The organism is Hyphomonas pacifica (assembly GCF_000682675.1).
Taxonomy (GTDB): Bacteria; Pseudomonadota; Alphaproteobacteria; order Caulobacterales; family Hyphomonadaceae; genus Hyphomonas; species Hyphomonas pacifica.
The window spans coordinates 13,216-29,875 of record NZ_AWFA01000005.1 but is presented as its reverse complement, the minus strand read 5'-3'; the positions used below and the strand labels follow the sequence as shown (position 1 = coordinate 29,875).

Here is a 16,660-nt window from a genome sequence, read left to right as displayed (position 1 = left end):
ATCCGCCCCCTGCCGATAGGACAAAACAGAGTGATCCGACAGATATCGCCCTCCGCCATCTATATGGGCCTTCTGGCCGCCTTTGTCGGCTATTCTGCCTCCTTTGCCATCGTTCTGGCAGGCCTCACCGCCATGGGCGCCAATGACAGCCAAGTGGCGACCGGCCTGTTCTTCGCAACGCTGGGCATGGGACTGTGCAGCATCTGGCTCCCGCTCGCCACGCGCATTCCAGCCGCCATAGCCTGGTCGACGCCGGGTGCAGCCTTCCTCGCCGCCGCAGCCACCCTGCCCGGCGGGTTTGCTGAAGCCGTCGGGGCCCTGATCTGCTGCGCGGTGCTGATTGTGATTACCGGCTTTGTGCCTGCTTTGGGACGGCTGGTTTCGTCCATCCCGAAGCCGATTGCCAATGCCCTGCTGGCAGGCGTGATCGTTCCGCTCTGCCTCGCGCCGGCCATTTCGGCTGGCAAGGTGCCTTATCTGATCCTGCCCCTGCTGCTGGCCTGGATCGTCGGCTTTGCCTGGCACAAGCTGGCGGCAATGCCTGTCACGATTGGGGCTGTCATCATTCTCGTCGTGCTCAATCTGGATCCATCGCATACCGGCGTGACAGCCAGCGCTCCCGGCCTGCCGGCGCTTGAAGCTATCATGCCGGTGTTCACGCTGCGCGGCTTCATTTCCATTGCTGTGCCACTATACCTCGTCACCATGGCCGGACAGAACATACCCGGCTTCGCGGTGTTGGACCTCGGTGGCTACACCTATGAGCGCCAGCCCCTGTTGCGAAAGACCGGACTGGCGAGCCTGCTGATCGCGCCTTTTGGCGCCATCCCCGTGAACATGTCGGCAATCACGGCAGCAATGATGTCGGGCGAAGATGCAGGGCGTGACCCTGCACAGCGCTACTGGGCCGCTGTCGCTTCCGGTGTCGCCTATGTCATTATTGCCTTCTTCTCCAAACCCATCGTGGCCTTTGCCAATATTGCGCCAAGAGATCTGATCACGGCGGTGGCCGGACTGGCCCTGATACCTGCCCTGGTTTCGTCCTTGTCGGCGGCCTTTGCAGATCCCGGCCGGGTGGAAGCCCCTGCGCTGACCTTCCTTTTCGCAGCCAGCGGCATGACCATGTTCGGCGTCAGCGGTGCCTTCTGGGGCACACTGGTTGGCGTGCTCGTCTGGTCATTGAAGCAATGGAGACGCCGCGCAGAAGACAAGACGGGCTGATCCGTAGAACAAAACGGTGCCAATCCGTGCATTAGGCCAACTGAACAAGCCTTTCAGCCCATCTTGCTTTCCAGACGCCTTCAGCGTGCTAGCTTCCTGTGTGAAACGATACAGGAGCCGCCATGAAACGCGCTTTCTACGCCGCCGCATCCCTTCTCCTGATCGCGGCCTGCAACCCGGCAGAGACCGCTGACCCGCAACACGGCGTCAGCACCGACCCCAATCCTGCCACGCGCTTCATCACAATGAACGCGCCTCCGCCGAATACGGCAATTGTAAACGAGGGGGACAATGTAGCGCGAGATGCCGACGGGCGGCCTTATGGCTATGACCTTCTTGGCCAGCCCCTGCCCCCGCTTTCGGGCCAGATGGCCGATGGCTCGACCTTTGATCCTGACATGCTGGACACTTGGACGGTCATTGATGTCTGGGGCATCTGGTGCGGAGACTGTCTCGCCGATGCTCCCTATGTCGCCGCGCTGGTGACCGCGATTGAGCAGGATCCTGACCTCGACTTCCTGTCCATTCATACTCCAGCAAATGCAAATCGCGCGACCGTCGAAGAGATGTTCGGAAAGTATGGCTCTGTCGCCAACTATTTTGCAGACAAAGGCTACAGCTACCCCACGCTGATTGATGACGACGCATCGATCCGCGAAGCTCTGAAGATCAGCTGGACACCGTCTTACCTTCTGGTCGATCCGGACGGCATCATTCGCGGCTTCCGCTCAGACCTTTCCGTTGCAGGCGGTGAGCCGGTGAAGGATTTTCTCAAGGATGTGGCAAAGCTGAAGGAAGATCTGCGCGAAAGCGAAATAGAAAATCCCTTGCAGCAGGCCTCGATCGGGCCCGAAGGGGCCGCGCGCCTGACCGGCGCCGTGCCGTTCAATACGGATGCCATCCGAGGGGCTTTCCCCGGCTATCAGATCGTACCGGACCAGATCTCCGCCGAAGGCGAGAATTATCCAGTCTTCAACATCATGGCAGAAGGCAAGGAAACGCCCGTCTATGTTGTGGAGTCCAGCTGGTCCCTCGGCCAGGTCTACCGTGTCACAACCCGACACCCCGATGTCACCGGCCCACTCGGCGAACACATCGGCAGCTTTCGTCTGAGTGAGCTGCCCGAACTCGCCCGAAAGGGCTGCACAGAAGGGGCAAACGCCTATGCGGACAAGCTGCTTTGCAGCGAAACTGACGGCGAGGCGCTCTTCCAGCGCGTGTTCAATAAGCCGGAGAGCGAAGAGGACAATCCCGTACTGATACAAATGAGCTGGCTGCCAGGCACCGGAGTGCCAAGCGAATAGACATTTCGCGCCAAGTTGAAACGCGTGAATACAGGCATGCTGCCATTTAATTCGAATAGCCTCTCAGAGGCGTTTGATCATTCGCGCGTCAGCCTGTAACTGTTAGGATAGTGCTGGGGTAAGACGGAAAGGTGGGACTTGATGCTGCATCCATCCACGAAACGGCTGATCGATAAGCTCAGCCAGATGACGCACAAGCAGAAAGTGGCCTGGCAGGAAGGCGAGAACGGCCAGATTACGCACGACACCGAAGGGTATCGTGTGACGCTGACGCCAGAGCCCTGCGCTGTCCTGCTGACAGATGCGCTGGGTCGCGAAATAGAGACCTGCTCTCCTGATGACTTTGCCAATGAAGTGGATGCAAACGGTCGACCCTACGCCCAATTCGTCACGGAGCTTTATCTGGAGGCCCGTCGCCATGCACGCGGTGCCGAGAAAGCTATCAATGCCCTGCTCGCCGGTCTGGATGAGGTTGATGCCGAAGCCGACACAGATGAGGCATCCACGCAAGAGCAGGATGCAAGTTCGGCCATCGCAGCGGGCTCAAGCACTGAGACTCTGATCGAGGATCTCGGTGATGACAGCGCCCCGCTGGACCCCGACATGTATCCCGAATTCGAAGGCCAGTCCGACATGCAGCGCGCAGTCGCCAGCCTGGCAGATCAGGTGAATGGCCAGCCACGTGCCGCCCCTGTTGAAGAAGCTGCCGTAGAGCCTGAAGAAGACGCAGAGCTTCACGGCTTTGCGATCCCGCCAACGGAAGATGTTGAAGCCACTGAAACGGAAGACGCGCACACACCGCTGGATGAGCCAGAGGCTGGCTACACTCCGACACATATGGATGGGGCTGAAGAGGTACAGTCTGGGGAAGCCGGCGAACCGGAAATGGCAGAGGCCGCTCTCGATGTAGAAACCGAAGTTCAAATCGAAGACGCGCCAGCGGAGCCAGAGCCTGCACCCTATGCCCCGGCCTTTATGGATGAGGAAACCGCCGCCCCGGTTTACGCGCAGTCCGAACCCATAGGCGATTTCACCCCGCAGACTGAAACCGCACCGCAAACGGCCCCCGAGGTAGAGACGGTCTCCCGCTTTTCCGAGGAGACGGTCGACACGTTCGAAGCCCCGTCCAGCGAAGACTTGCATGTGCAGGAAACGCCGGAGCATTCCGTGTATACGGAGGATCTGCCAGAGGAGAGCGGTGCGGAAGAGGCGTCCCCTGTCCCTTCAGAGACGCTGGAAGACAAACCGTTCCAGACCGGCAGCTTTGGCACTGGCTCACTGAACCAGTATCGCCCAAGCCACAGAGCGGAAGACCCCGCCCCTCTCATTGAAACAGAGGAGGCCTCAAGCGCGCCAGCCCCTGCTACCGAAGACACGGTCGAAACGGTTGCCGCAGCCGAAGCGACAGAATCTCAGCCAGCACCTCAGCCAGAAGCTCCCCGCAGCTTCAGCCTGTCGGGCATCTCTTCGGGCTTCGGCCTTGGCGCCCATAGCCGACCGGCAGAGCCAGCCCCGCATCCACATAGTCCTGATCCGGTCGAAAAAGTGGGATCTCCACATGTCGTGATCGACGGCACAAGCGACCTGCCCGATTGGCTGCCTGAGCAATCTGAGTCGGACATACACGTGGACGATCAACCGCCGTCAACAGACGCGCCGTCGACAGACGATAATGAAGAAGTTGTGGCCACCCAGACGCAGGAAGAAACACCTGAAGTGCAGCCTGAGGCAAACAATTGGGAAACTTCCGCGCCTGCACCTGATTATTCCCCTTTCCCGGAAGCGGAGACGCCCCCCACACCGCGTGAGGCCCCAAGCGAGACCTATACACCTTATGAGTCCGAAACCTTCGAGGAAGACGAAGACACAGAGCCCACCCCTCCCTCGCGCCCGGCAAAACGGTTCAATCCCTGGAACTGATCATTCCGGTACGAACCAAGAGCGCCGGGCTATCTGCCCGGCTTCTTTTTGTTTGCCGTTTAAAGCAGTTGGCCTCACCCACGCCAGAAGCGGCGCGTCATGACCACAAACACCGCCACGAATTCCAGCCGCCCGAGCAGCATGGCAATGGCGCAGACCCATTTGGCAAAATCCGGCAAATCCTGAAACGTGCTGGACGGGCCGATCAACGGGCCAAGCCCCGGCCCGACATTCGACACGCTCGTCGCAGAGGCCGAAATCGCCGTCAGCGCATCCAGCCCCGCCATGCCCAACAATGCCGCCGCGCCGAGAAATGTGACGAGGTAGAGAAACACGAAGACCATAACGGACTGCAACGTTTCCTCGTCTACGGTTTTCCCGCCATAGCGGATCGGCGTGCGCCGGTGTGGCTGGGTCATCCGGCGCGAATAGGCCACGATGGTTTTTGCAGCAATTTCCAACCGGAACATTTTCAGCCCGCACGCTGCCGAGCCCGCACACCCGCCGACAAAGGTCGCGGTCAGGAAAATAGCCATGACCGGCGGCCCCCAGGTGTCATACGGCGCGGAGGCATAGCCCGTCCCGGTCATGATGGAGATGATGTTGAACAGGGCTTCCTTGAAACCATGGAAGACGTGATCGAAGATTGGCGGCTCCACTACCGCCTCGTGATACACGACGATGGCTGTCGAGAAGAACAGGGCGAGGCCCAGATAGACACGCGGCTGCGGGTCCGTCAGCATCGGCCGGATCCGGCCCTGCAGCAGCAGCATGGCCAACAAACTGAAAGGTAGCCCCGCAATGAACATGAAGATTGTCGCGACATAGGGCGCATTGGTGTCGTTGAAATAGCCAAACGACGCATCATGCGTAGAATAGCCTCCGGCAGACATCGTCGTCATGGAGTGCGTGATGGCATCAAACCAGTTCATGCCGGTCAGATAATAGAGCAGCGCACACAGCATTGAGATGACCAGATAGGTCAGGCCCAGATAGGCTGCGATATCGGTGATGCGCGGCAGGAACTTGCCGGACATGTCAGAGCTTTCCAGCTCGAACAGCTGCATCCCGCCGACGCGCAGCTGGGGCAGAATGGCAATGGCCGTCACGATAATACCAATCCCGCCAATCCATTGCAGAATTGCGCGCCACAGCAACAAGCCGCGTGGCATGTCGTCCAGCCCCGTCAGAACGGTCGCCCCGGTGGTCGTCAGGCCGGAAACGCATTCGAACACAGAATCCGTAAAGCTCATGCCGGAGGCAAAAAACGGAATGGCCGCGATCACCGGCAGATACACCCAGACCAGCACAGTCAGCAGGAAGGCTTCGCGTTGTCCGCTGCGCTCCACCTCTCCGCGCGACAAGACCCAGATACATGTCCCGATCAGAATGGTGCCGAAGGACGAAACCTCAAAAACATAGGTTTCCGGACGGTGATCTGCCCAGTCAATCAGCATGCACGGGATCATCGCCATGCCCAGCAGGACAGTCATGATGCCTATGGCAAGGAGGACGGGTCGCAATTGCATGGTTCAGAAAGGGGCAGGATACGCGCTAAATCCTGCTGAGGTGTCAACGCATTCCATGGTTAAGCAGCACGTGGGTGAACGGCATGATCGGATGTCGTCAGGCGCTTTAATAAATTATCCTTGGCTATGTAGCATGCCGTCTCTGGCAAGTCTTAGGCCAGTTATGTCATTTTACATTGCAGTCATAGGGGGCAAACCATTTGACGCAACGTGGCCCAGACGCCAGAAAGCCGCCATCTTTCACCTGCAACTGACTGATTTTCCATGTTCGACCACGCTTCCTTTGACGCCCATGAGGGCGTGCACCTGTTCCATGATGCCAACAGCGGATTGAAGGCAATCATTGCCATTCACTCCACGGCGCTTGGTCCGGCCGCTGGCGGCTGCCGCATGTGGAATTACGAAAGCGGCGAAGCCATGCTGAAGGATGCCCTCCGCCTTAGCCAGGGCATGAGCTACAAGAACGCCATGGCGGACATTCCCCTCGGTGGCGGCAAGGCCGTGATCTGGGGCGATGCCAAGGCGGACAAATCACCCGACCTGTTCCGCGCCTTTGGCCGCGCCGTCAATAGCTTGCAGGGCAAGTACATTACCGCTGAGGATGTCGGAATCAGCGTGTCCGACATGCAGATCGTGCGCGAAGAGACGCCCCATGTCGCAGGTCTGGATGAAGGGGAAGCCGCCAGCGGAGATCCCTCCCCGGTCACGGCAAAGGGCGTCTATCTCGGTATCCGTGAAACGGCCAAGCGCGCCTTCGGCACAGACGATTTGAATGGGCGCACGATTGCGGTCCAGGGCGTCGGCCATGTTGGCGGCTATACCTGCGATCACCTGGCCGAGGCTGGTGCCAACCTGATAATCACCGATATCGACCAGCAGGCCCTGAAAGATGTTGCCGCCCGCACAGGCGCGCGCATTGTCGAGCCGGATGAGATTTACGACGCAGACGCAGACATTTTCGCCCCCTGCGCCCTTGGTGCCGTGGTGAATGAAAAGACGCTGGAACGCCTCAAGGTGAAAGCCATTGCCGGCGCCGCAAACAATCAGCTGATCATGCCGGAAATGGGCGAATTGCTGCGCCGCAAGGGCATTCTCTATGCACCGGATTATGTCATCAATGGCGGCGGCATCATCAATGTGGCGGCAGAGATCTCCGGCACCTATTCGCGCGAATGGGTCGACAGCAAGCTGGAAACACTGATGCGCACGCTTGGCGAAGTGCTGGACGAGGCCCTCAGCACCGACAAACCGACAAACCGTGTGGCTGACGCCATCGCACGCCGTCGTATCGGGCGCTGAAACAGACTTAAGTACAAATCCTTAGTTTGACTCGCAGGCACTGCTGATAGGACAATGTCGTTGAGAGTTCAGCAATACGAGGATGTCCCATGTCTGTTGTCGCCATGTTGCAGGGTACGAGTAAAGAAGACCGTTCCACAACGCTTTCTGCCCTCGCCCTGGCCAAGAAAATGAACGTTCCCGTAAGGGGCCTCTGCGCCCTGCCGGATCCGAACTCGGCCATGATGGTGATCGCAACGCCGGAGGCAAGCGGCCTGACCGGCACGACTACTCAGTCCATCATCGAGATGCAGGACCAGGTTCTGAAAGTCTCGCGCGAGTGTTTTGAGGAAACCTGCGACACTGGCGCTCATGGTCTCAGCTGTGAGTTCATTCATGATGTGAACACGGTGGAACAGTCTGGCTCCAATGCAGCCACACTTGCCGAAGCCGTTATCTTTCCGCGTACCGCAGCAAAAGGCGGTGAACCGCTGAACCTTGCCTTTGAACATGTTCTGATGACAGCTGGCCTGCCTGTGGTTGTGGCCGGCACATATGAGCCTTTCAATGGCCCTGCCATCATTGCCTGGGATGGCAGCAATGGTGCCGCCCGTGCGGTGCGCTTCCACCTGCCGATCCTGCGCGCCATGGGAGAGGTAATCATTGCTCAAAACAAGAAGGATCTGAAGAAAGATCCTGACCGCGAGATCGCGGCACCGCACGCGCTGCAAGACTGGCTGACATTTCACGGCATTACGTCGAAGACGGAAGAAATCGAAGGCGAAGTCGCCACCGGTCTTCTGGCCATGGCCAAAGGGGCAAGCGCCTCAATGATCGTGGCTGGGGCCTATGGCCACTCACGACTTACCGAGCGCCTGTTCGGCGGCACCACCCGGCGCCTGCTGACCGCAGAGGAAGCCCCTGCCCTGGCGTTAGCCCATTAATCCGCGGAGCGAGGAGATCAGATCAATGAGTTTGTCGAAAATCACGTTGCAACTCGCACGCAATCCGGGTCTTCCAGGCGGAGACCCAAGCCAAGGCTACACCATAATTGCGCCGCTTACCGCCGAGGGCCAGATTGACCTCGACGCATGGCGCGAGACCCGGGCTGCGTGCCGCGTCGTACGGTTTCACCCAGACCCGGACGAACATGCCGACGGCCTGCTGACCCATCGCGGCAGCCACTGGTTCTTCCATTATGACGAAGACGATGAAGGCGATGACGAAGCGGGCTACAAGCTGGGCCAGCATGTCTTCAAGGAGGGTGAGTACATCACGATCGCCACCCATGGAGAAACACCGCTCACTTACAAAATCACGGACGTCAGCCCGACCTAACCTTCCGCTGGGTCAACCTCGACAGATCGCTGAGAAAGACGCACACTTCCTCTTATAAGGGCAGGGAAAAATGCCTGTGGGAGGAAAACATGAAAAGCTATCTTGGCATCGCCGTATCGGCGATCGCTTTGGTTGCATGCAACAATCAGGCGCCAGACACATCAGAGACCATTACGCAAACCGAGGAAGCGGCCACACCTGAAGCGGGGTCGGCAAAAGAACATACCGCCGGATACAACCCTGACCGCAACGCCTATTTCGGCGACCTGCATATCCATACCCGGTCCAGCTTTGACGCCTACATCTTCAATGTGCGGCGCACGGCGGATGATGCCTACCGCTTTGCGCGCGGCGAAACGATCAAGCATCCGGCCGGCTTTGACATGACCATTGCGGGCGGTCCGCTCGATTTCTACACCGTGACAGACCATGCCGAATATCTCGGCATCCTGCCGGCCATGGATACGCCGGGCACAGAACTGTCAGAGCTTCCGCGCGCAAAGGACATGTTCTCAACAAACCGCGACAAGATCACCGCAGCCTTCCAAGGTGTCGGCGCGTCTGTACGGTCTGGTGAGCCCATAGAAGACATGTATGACCAGGGCGTGATCAACTCTGTCTGGATGCAGAATGTCGACGCAGCAAATCGCCATTATGTTCCGGGAGAGTTCACCACTTTCGCGGCCTATGAATTCACGTCTGTCACCACCAACCGTGATGATGGCACTTTTGGCGGCGGCAACCTCCACCGTAATGTCTTCTTCAAGGGGGATGCGCCGGATCGCGCCTTCTCAACGCTCGACTCCACCAACCCGGAAGACCTGTGGGACTGGATGGATGAGAAGCGATCCGAGGGCTATGAATCGATCGCCATCCCGCACAACTCCAATGTTTCAGACGGCCAGATGTTCCGCCTGGAAACTTATAATGGAGACCCGATGGATGCTGCCTATGCTGAGCAGCGCATGCGCAATGAACCGCTTGTAGAGGTCACCCAGGTCAAAGGCACCAGCGAAACCCACCCCTCTCTCTCACCGAACGATGAGTGGGCAGATTTCGAAATCTACGACAAATTGCTTGGCGTCTATGATGTCTCTCAGACAGAAGGGTCCTATGTCCGCGAAGCCTATCGCAACGGTCTGAGACTGCAGCAGGAAAAAGGCTTTGACCCCTTCCATTTCGGCCTTGTCGGGGCCTCTGACAGCCATGTGGCCGGGGGCGCCTATTCCGAGGAAGACTATTGGTCAAAAATCGGCATCGTGGATGGATCGCCCATCGCCCGCGGCTCTGTCCCCTTCCCCGGCACAACCAGCTGGGATAATCAGCCTGACAACAATATCGTCAAGAATGGCCGCGAATGGTTTTCCCGCTGGAGCGCATCGGGTCTCACCGGCGTCTGGGCCGAGGAAAACACCCGCGAAGCCATCTTCGATGCATTCCGCCGCAAGGAAACCTTTGCCACCACAGGTCCGCGCATGAAGGTCCGCTTCTTCGGCGGATACGGGTACACGGATGACATACTGACCACCGCAAACCTGACACGGCAGGCCTATCAAGGCGGGGTCCCGATGGGCGGAGACCTTGTCGGCACCGACGCGACCCCATCCTTCATCGCCTGGGCTCAGCGTGATCCGAATATGGGTGCCCTGCAACGCGTACAAATCGTCAAGGTCACTTCTGATGGCGAAACCATCTATGACGTCGCCTGCCATACCGGCACACCGGACCCGGCCACACATCGCTGCCCGGACAATGGCGCGGGCGTGGACATAACAAACTGCACGCCCACTGGCGAAGGTGCCAGCGAATTGAAAGCCCTGTGGCAGGACCCGGATTTCGACGTCAACACCCGCGCTACCTATTATGTCCGCGTACTGGAAAACCCGAGCTGCCGCTGGTCAACTTGGGAAGCCCTGCGCAATGGTACACCGCCGCGTCCAGACGTGCCGGAAACCATTCAGGAGCGCGCCTATACCTCACCCATCTGGTACATCCCGGCGGAATAGACGGGAGTACCAAGGGGCGTGAGATATCTGCGTGAACCGCTGATCCAGTTTGTCGTGGCGGCGGCCCTCGTCTTCGCCGTGCACACCGCTTGGAAAAGCTGGCAGGACAAATCGGACTCGACCATTTTTGTCTCGGAAACAGAGCTTGAGCGCCTTGCCGCGCTCTACGCATCTGAGGCCAGCGCGCTGCCCGGCCCGGAAGACATGATGACCATGGTGTCCGACTATGTCCGGGACGAGGCACTGGCCCGCGAGGCGCGTCGCCTCGGTCTAGACCAGGGCGACACAATCATTACGCGCCGCCTTGCCCAAAAGATGAGCTTCATGGTCTCGGATTTACGCGAAGATCCCGTCCCTTCGGAAGAGGCATTACGGGAATGGCATCAGGCGTACGCGGACAGGTTCACAAAGCCTGCCCGCATCACCTTCTCTCACATCTTCTTCAGCCCAAGTGTGCGCGGTGATATCGCTGAAAAAGATGCGGCAGTCCTGCTGGCAAACCTGAACAGCGCGCCCGCGACCGACACGGCCTCCCTTGGCGATCCGTTCATGCTGCAACGTCAGTATGGAGACGTGCCCCTTCGCGAACTCGCCCGCCAGTTCGGGGTAGAATTCGCCGACGCGATAGCGGAGCTACCCGCCTCAGATGACTGGCAAGGACCGGTCCGGTCGGCTCTCGGCGTTCATCTCGTGCATGTCACACACAAGACCGACGTTGCATTACCCCCCTTTGATGAGGCCCGCGCAGAGGTGCGACAGGATTGGGTTGAGCAAAAGCGCCGCGAAGCGAACGAAAAGGCAATCGCTGACATAATCGCCCGGTACAATGTCGAGATTGAGGGCGTAGAGTGATCCGTGTCTGCCTTCTCTTTCTGGCTCTCACGATCGCCTCGCTCGGCGCAGAGGCGCATGAGGTCCGCCCGGCCTATCTGGAGATCACCGAGACCGCGCCCGGCCAGTATGACGTCACCTGGAAACAGCCCATCCTGGATGGCCGTCGCCTGAAGTTGGACCCCACATTTCCGGAAGGCTGCGAGCGACAGAATGAACGCGTCACCGGCGCAGGCGGTACGATTATCCTGCGCTGGTCCATGGCGTGCGACCTGAATATGGGGGAGCTTTCCATTTCTGGTCTTGACCGCACCCTGACGGATGTCTTCCTGCGGCTTGACCGGCAGGAGGCAGACGATCTTACCGCCGTCCTGCGGCCCGGTTCTGCCACGCTGGACCTTGTCGGCCCATCCGGCGCGCCAGTGCTTGCCTATTTCCGCATCGGTGTGGAGCACATCATCTTTGGCTATGACCATTTGCTGTTCGTGCTGGGGCTCGTCCTGCTTGTGCGTCCACGCCAGCTGATCCCCACGGTCACGGCATTTACCGTTGCCCACTCCATCACGCTCGCCGCGTCTGCACTTGGCGGCGTCACCCTGCCCGGCGCGCCAGTCGAGATCACCATCGCCATGAGCATCGCCCTGCTCGGCGCGGAAGCCATTTACCGCATGCGCGGCCGCATGACGCTGGCGCAGCGCCTGCCGTGGCTGATCGCCTTCGGCTTCGGCCTGATCCATGGCTTCGGCTTTGCGGGCGCACTGTCGGAAATCGGCCTGCCGAAAGGCGCGGAAGTGATGGCGCTGCTACTGTTCAATCTCGGCGTCGAGGCCGGACAGATCACATTTGTGCTGTTCGTGCTGACCCTTGTCTGGCTCGGCCGCCTGCTCTATCGCCAAGGCGAACCAGCCCTGCGTACCGCTACGGCCTACGCCATCGGCATCACCGGCAGCTATTGGGCGATTGAGCGGATCGTCGGCGTCTTCCTCTAAAGGCCCAGCGCCTTCCACAGCATTCGCGCCGCAACAACCGCCAGCAAAACGGCAAACCAGCGCTTCAGCTTCACCGCGTCCAGCGTGTGGGCCAGCTTTGCGCCAACCGGCGCCATGGTGACGGTGAAGACAGAGATCAGCGCAAACGCGGCGAGGTTCACATTTCCCAGCGAGAAAGGCGGCCGCCCCGGTTCTCCCCAGCCGACAATGATGGCCGCCAGCGCCCCTGGGAGGCCGATGGCCACGCCCCAGCCAGCTGCCGTTGCCACGGCGCGATGTATGGGCCGCCCACAGAGCGTCATCAGGCTGACGCCAAACGTGCCGCCACCAATCCCCATCAGCGCGGAGAGCGTGCCAACGCCGACGCCGAGGCCAGCCCGCGCCGCGCCCTTGGGCATATCATCTGCCAGACGCCAGGTCGGCCGCCCAAAGAACAGCTGCGCCGCCAGCAGGAATGCCAGGGACCCGAAAATGGCCAGTAGGCCCCGGTTCGAGAGATACCCGCTGATGGCCATACCGATCAGTGAGCCAACCACAATCCACGGTGCCCAGCCCTTGATGATGTCCCAGTCGACCGCGTCATGCTTGTTGTGCGCCATGACGCTGCGGATAGACGTCAGGATAATCGTGGCCAGTGATGTCGACACCGCCACATGCATCGCGGTTTCCGGATAGCCCAGAGCATCGAACAAAAAGTACAGCACCGGTACAATGATCGCACCACCACCAATACCAAACAGGCCTGCCGCCAAACCGGCGGCGATCCCTGCCACGATCAACGCCAGAAGAAGGGGGGCATACTGAATAATTATATCCATTATGTAACGACCGCCTTTTCGCGATAACACGCCTTGTCCCAGCTGCGTGTTTCAAGAATTTCAGTCAGTTCCTGCATCGCGTCCCACACTTCCGCGTAAGACAGGAACAAGGGCGACAGGCCGAAACGGATCGTGTCCGGCGCGCGGAAATCCGCCTCAATGCCCCAATCATACATGGCGCGCACAACAGCGTAGCCTTCGCAATGGCGCACACTGATATGTCCGCCGCGCCGGTCTGCCTCCATGGGACAGCTAGTCTTCAGGTCTGCCTTCTCTGCCAGCACCAGGGACATCTGGCTCAACTGCCGCGCCTTCTGCTGTACATCCGACATGTTCAGGCCCTGGAAAATGTCCAGCGCGCCATCCAGCGCCGCCAGTGACAGGATGGGCGGTGTCCCGGTGGCAAAACGCGCGGCACCTTCTTTCGGCTGATAGGCAGACTTGAAATCAAACGGCGTAGCATGGCCCATCCAGCCCGGCAGTGGCGAGGCAAGGTCCGGTGCCAGCGCATCATCCACGAAGACGAACGCTGGCGCGCCCGGCCCGCCATTCAGATATTTGTACGTGCACCCCGCTGCCAGCCGCGCGCCCCAAGTCTTCAGACGCAGATCCAGCACGCCGGTCGCATGGCTGAGATCCCAGACAATTAGCCCGCCCTCTGCCTGCGCGGCGGCTTCATCGGCGCCGACATCCGCCACCTCTCCAGTCCGATAATTAACGAGGCTCTTGACCAGAACGCCGCCTTTCAGTTCAGCAACGCCCTGCCCCGGTGCAGCCCACACCAGCTCCACGCCGGTCATGCTGGATAGGCCTTGCAGAATATACTGGTCGGTCGGGAATTCGTCTTCCTCCACCACCAGCCGCCGCGCGGCAGCAAGAGGCTGCGCGGAGGCCGCCAGCTTGTAGAGGTTCACAGAGACGCTGTCGCACACCAGAACTTCACGCTCCCCGGCCCCGATCAGTTGCGCCAGCTTTGCGCCCACCTGCTCGGCCAGGCCAATCCAGTTCGCGCTGTTCCAGGCACCCACGCGGTCTCGTACCCAGCCATCATCTGCCGCCCGCTGCAGCGCCAGCAGGGCACCCTGCGTGGCAGGGCCAAGCGAGTGACCGACAAGATAGGTTATGCCGTCCGGCAGAGCGAACGCTGCCCGGCAATGGGCCAGCGGGTCCTTGGCATCCCGCGCTTCAGCGTCGCTGCGGCTTTGGGGGAAACGGAACGAATTCATGACAAGCTTTGTGCATGACAGATCGTCCGGACGCTAGTAGCAATCCCCTTATGCGACCCTTGCTTTTTTCTATTGCCCTTGCCGCACTTGCCCTGACGGGCTGTGAAGCCCCCACCGAAACCCGCCCGCCGGAAAGCACCAGCAAGAGTGAAGAGGCCCCCATGTCCCTGATGACCTGGAAGGATTTGCTCACGCGTGAGAGGCCGTCGACCGCTCACCATATCCGCACGGGCCCTGGCACATCAAATGTCATTGACCTCTGGCTGCCGGACGGCAAAGGCCCCTTCCCGGTTGTCATCATGGTGCATGGTGGCTGCTGGCAGAAAAGCATCGCAGACCGTACCTTGATGAACTTTGCAGCCGAAGACCTGCGCCAGCGCGGCCTCGCTGTCTGGAACATAGAGTATCGCGGCGTGGATGAGGATGGCGGCGGGTATCCCGGCACATTTGAAGACGTTGCGCGCGCAACTGACCTGCTGCGGGATTATGCAGATGAGTACAATCTGAAGCTCGACCGTATCGCCGCGATGGGCCATTCCGCTGGCGGCCATCTGGCGCTATGGCTGGCAGCACGCCCGAAATTGCCACGCTCCAGCCCACTCTGGAGTGAAACCCCACTACACCTTGATCTTGTCGTAAATTCCGGCGGCCTCGCTGACCTGGAGGCCTCCGCCCCTGTTACGCAGGAAGGCTGCCTTGCTTCCATCATGGATGTGCTGACCGGGGCACCCAGCGGACAACGGCCGGATGTGTTCTCTGATACATCACCGGCTGCAATGCTGCCCTTTGCCGCCAGGCAGGTCAGTGTGAACGGAGAGCAGGACCGTATCGCCCCGCCCATCCTCGGCAAGCACTACACGAAGAAGGCAAAAGCCGCCGGCAGCGCCGCCAGTTTCATCCAGGTGCCGGATACCGGCCATGTCGAACTGATCGCCCCCGGCAGCGAAGCCTTCGAGATGGAAGCCGCCCTGCTGACAGAGGAACTGAAACGCTAGGCGCTTACCAGACGCCCGCCTGCTTCAGCGCCGCGTCCAGATCCGGCGGAATGTCCACAGCGGCCTCCCCGCTGGTCAGATCCCGCGGCGCATCGGCCGGCTTCAGGTATCGCCAACCCTGGAAAGCCTTCTTGCGCTTGGCATAGGTGCGCACAAGGTTCGGATCGAACACGAGTTCGCACATGGAATGCTCCTCACCGGCAATCTGGCGCACATCTACAATGCGTTGGCGCACGCGGATTGCGCCTTTGATCACCCAATAGATAGAGCCACCATCCAGCAGCTGGTCTTTCTGCTTGGGCATCATGCGCGTGTGATGGAATGGCTCTCGCCCCTGCTCCATCAGGCGCGTCTGCCAGTTTTCCAGATCTTCAATATCCTCCGCACCAACGCAGAGTTTCACCATGTGAATCGTCATACCCCCAATCTAGCGGGGTCAGCCGGGCAATCCAGACATCAGCTGCGGGCCTTTGCTATTTGCCTCGAAATCCGCCTCGGCTTCGCCGCTGGAAAAGAAGAATTCGGTCTTCACAATATTGGCCGAATAGCGCCGGCTGATCGTACGAAAGGCTGCGCGCGCCTCCAGTTCGATAGAAAAGCTGGACACATAGCTGATGCCCCAGCGCGGCTCAGTGCGAATGAAATAGCTCTGGTCATATTTGGTCAGCTTGCCGCCTTCGGGTCCAGCGACGGGCTGCGGCAGGTGATAGTCGATGCGCAGGAAGCGCTCGCCCACGGGGTCCAGCCAGGCTGTGGCCTGCAGGCGCTCGGCAGCCCAGATATCAAACTCACCATCATTCTGAGAGGGGTGATGCCGGAACGCGATACGCCAAGCATGGCCCATGTCGTCTACCTGCACGTCGCGGCCCATACTGGCGCGCAGATCATCGGCAAACAGGCGGCCATCCGGCGCCGCTTCAGAGGCCCAGTTACGGGCGACCTCTTCCAGCTCGTCATCATCCCCCTGCCAGGAGACGACCTGCCAGCGCTTGCTCATATCACGGCGCGGATCGTAATTATAAATACGGCTTGCAGTCTGGCTGCGCAGCTCGACCGTAAAGGCGGCACGCAGCGTAGGCGGGGCTTCCGTCGCCGTCAGCGCCTCATCCAGAGGCGGCGCGCTGGTCATCATGATAAAGCTTGTCAGCAGTGCCAGCAGCATGCGCTTTTCCCGTCCCGCATAAATTATCTGTCCGGCTCGCAGC

At 59.9% G+C, this 16,660-nt stretch carries 15 protein-coding genes; 10 read left to right on the top strand and 5 right to left on the bottom strand.

Annotated features, from left to right (window positions below; all coding sequences use genetic code 11):
- The first annotated feature begins 30 nt into the window (after window positions 1–30).
- The 3 genes from HY2_RS02535 (at window position 31) to HY2_RS02525 (ending at window position 4,445) form a co-directional block, all read left to right on the top strand.
- Window positions 31–1,221: a benzoate/H(+) symporter BenE family transporter gene (locus HY2_RS02535; protein WP_034824408.1), complete on the top strand. Its 1,191-nt coding sequence runs from the start codon at window positions 31–33 to the stop codon at window positions 1,219–1,221.
- 122 nt (window positions 1,222–1,343) lie between these two features.
- Window positions 1,344–2,525: a TlpA family protein disulfide reductase gene (locus tag HY2_RS02530; RefSeq protein WP_034824406.1), complete on the top strand. Its 1,182-nt coding sequence runs from the start codon at window positions 1,344–1,346 to the stop codon at window positions 2,523–2,525.
- Window positions 2,526–2,666: 141 nt separating this feature from the next.
- Entirely contained in the window at window positions 2,667–4,445 is a 1,779-nt protein-coding gene (locus tag HY2_RS02525) for a hypothetical protein (RefSeq protein WP_034824403.1), read from the top strand.
- 74 nt (window positions 4,446–4,519) lie between these two features.
- On the opposite strand, the gene HY2_RS02520 is transcribed toward HY2_RS02525, so the two are convergent.
- A complete protein-coding gene (locus HY2_RS02520) occupies window positions 4,520–5,938 on the bottom strand; it encodes a TrkH family potassium uptake protein (RefSeq protein WP_051594649.1) in 1,419 nt (472 codons plus the stop codon).
- A 300-nt stretch (window positions 5,939–6,238) separates the two neighbouring features.
- Here HY2_RS02520 and HY2_RS02515 point away from each other — a divergent pair, with 300 nt between their 5' ends.
- The 6 genes from HY2_RS02515 (at window position 6,239) to HY2_RS02490 (ending at window position 12,416) form a co-directional block, all read left to right on the top strand.
- On the top strand, window positions 6,239–7,273 hold the full coding sequence (locus HY2_RS02515) for a Glu/Leu/Phe/Val family dehydrogenase (RefSeq protein ID WP_034824395.1): 1,035 nt from the start codon (window positions 6,239–6,241) through the stop codon (window positions 7,271–7,273).
- An 89-nt stretch (window positions 7,274–7,362) separates the two neighbouring features.
- On the top strand, window positions 7,363–8,196 hold the full coding sequence (locus tag HY2_RS02510; protein WP_034824392.1) for a universal stress protein: 834 nt from the start codon (window positions 7,363–7,365) through the stop codon (window positions 8,194–8,196).
- Between the two features lie 25 nt (window positions 8,197–8,221).
- Window positions 8,222–8,590 (top strand): hypothetical protein, encoded by a 369-nt coding sequence (locus HY2_RS02505; RefSeq protein ID WP_034824390.1) that lies wholly within the window; start codon window positions 8,222–8,224, stop codon window positions 8,588–8,590.
- A gap of 89 nt (window positions 8,591–8,679) precedes the next feature.
- Window positions 8,680–10,596: a DUF3604 domain-containing protein gene (locus tag HY2_RS02500; RefSeq protein ID WP_034824388.1), complete on the top strand. Its 1,917-nt coding sequence runs from the start codon at window positions 8,680–8,682 to the stop codon at window positions 10,594–10,596.
- An 18-nt stretch (window positions 10,597–10,614) separates the two neighbouring features.
- The gene (locus tag HY2_RS02495; RefSeq protein ID WP_034824385.1) at window positions 10,615–11,448 is read left to right on the top strand and encodes a peptidyl-prolyl cis-trans isomerase; all 834 of its coding nucleotides are present in this window, start codon (window positions 10,615–10,617) and stop codon (window positions 11,446–11,448) included.
- Entirely contained in the window at window positions 11,445–12,416 is a 972-nt protein-coding gene (locus tag HY2_RS02490) for a HupE/UreJ family protein (RefSeq protein WP_034824383.1), read from the top strand. The genes HY2_RS02495 and HY2_RS02490 overlap by 4 nt, the downstream gene beginning before the upstream one ends.
- Here the strand turns inward: HY2_RS02490 and HY2_RS02485 are convergent.
- On the bottom strand, window positions 12,413–13,234 hold the full coding sequence (locus HY2_RS02485) for a sulfite exporter TauE/SafE family protein (protein ID WP_034824380.1): 822 nt from the start codon (window positions 13,232–13,234) through the stop codon (window positions 12,413–12,415). The genes HY2_RS02490 and HY2_RS02485 overlap by 4 nt on opposite strands.
- Window positions 13,234–14,460 (bottom strand): aminotransferase class V-fold PLP-dependent enzyme, encoded by a 1,227-nt coding sequence (locus tag HY2_RS02480; protein WP_034824377.1) that lies wholly within the window; start codon window positions 14,458–14,460, stop codon window positions 13,234–13,236. The genes HY2_RS02485 and HY2_RS02480 overlap by 1 nt, the downstream gene beginning before the upstream one ends.
- Window positions 14,461–14,510: 50 nt before the next feature.
- On the opposite strand from HY2_RS02480, the gene HY2_RS02475 reads away from it, so the two are divergent.
- Window positions 14,511–15,455 (top strand): alpha/beta hydrolase, encoded by a 945-nt coding sequence (locus HY2_RS02475; RefSeq protein WP_081814880.1) that lies wholly within the window; start codon window positions 14,511–14,513, stop codon window positions 15,453–15,455.
- A gap of 4 nt (window positions 15,456–15,459) precedes the next feature.
- Here the strand turns inward: HY2_RS02475 and HY2_RS02470 are convergent, their stop codons facing one another.
- Together HY2_RS02470 and HY2_RS02465 are read right to left on the bottom strand one after the other, a co-directional pair.
- On the bottom strand, window positions 15,460–15,873 hold the full coding sequence (locus HY2_RS02470; protein ID WP_034824374.1) for a DUF1489 family protein: 414 nt from the start codon (window positions 15,871–15,873) through the stop codon (window positions 15,460–15,462).
- Window positions 15,874–15,891: 18 nt separating this feature from the next.
- Complete coding sequence (locus tag HY2_RS02465) at window positions 15,892–16,617, bottom strand: hypothetical protein (protein WP_034824371.1); 726 nt, start codon at window positions 16,615–16,617, stop codon at window positions 15,892–15,894.
- Between the last annotated feature and the right edge of the window lie 43 nt (window positions 16,618–16,660).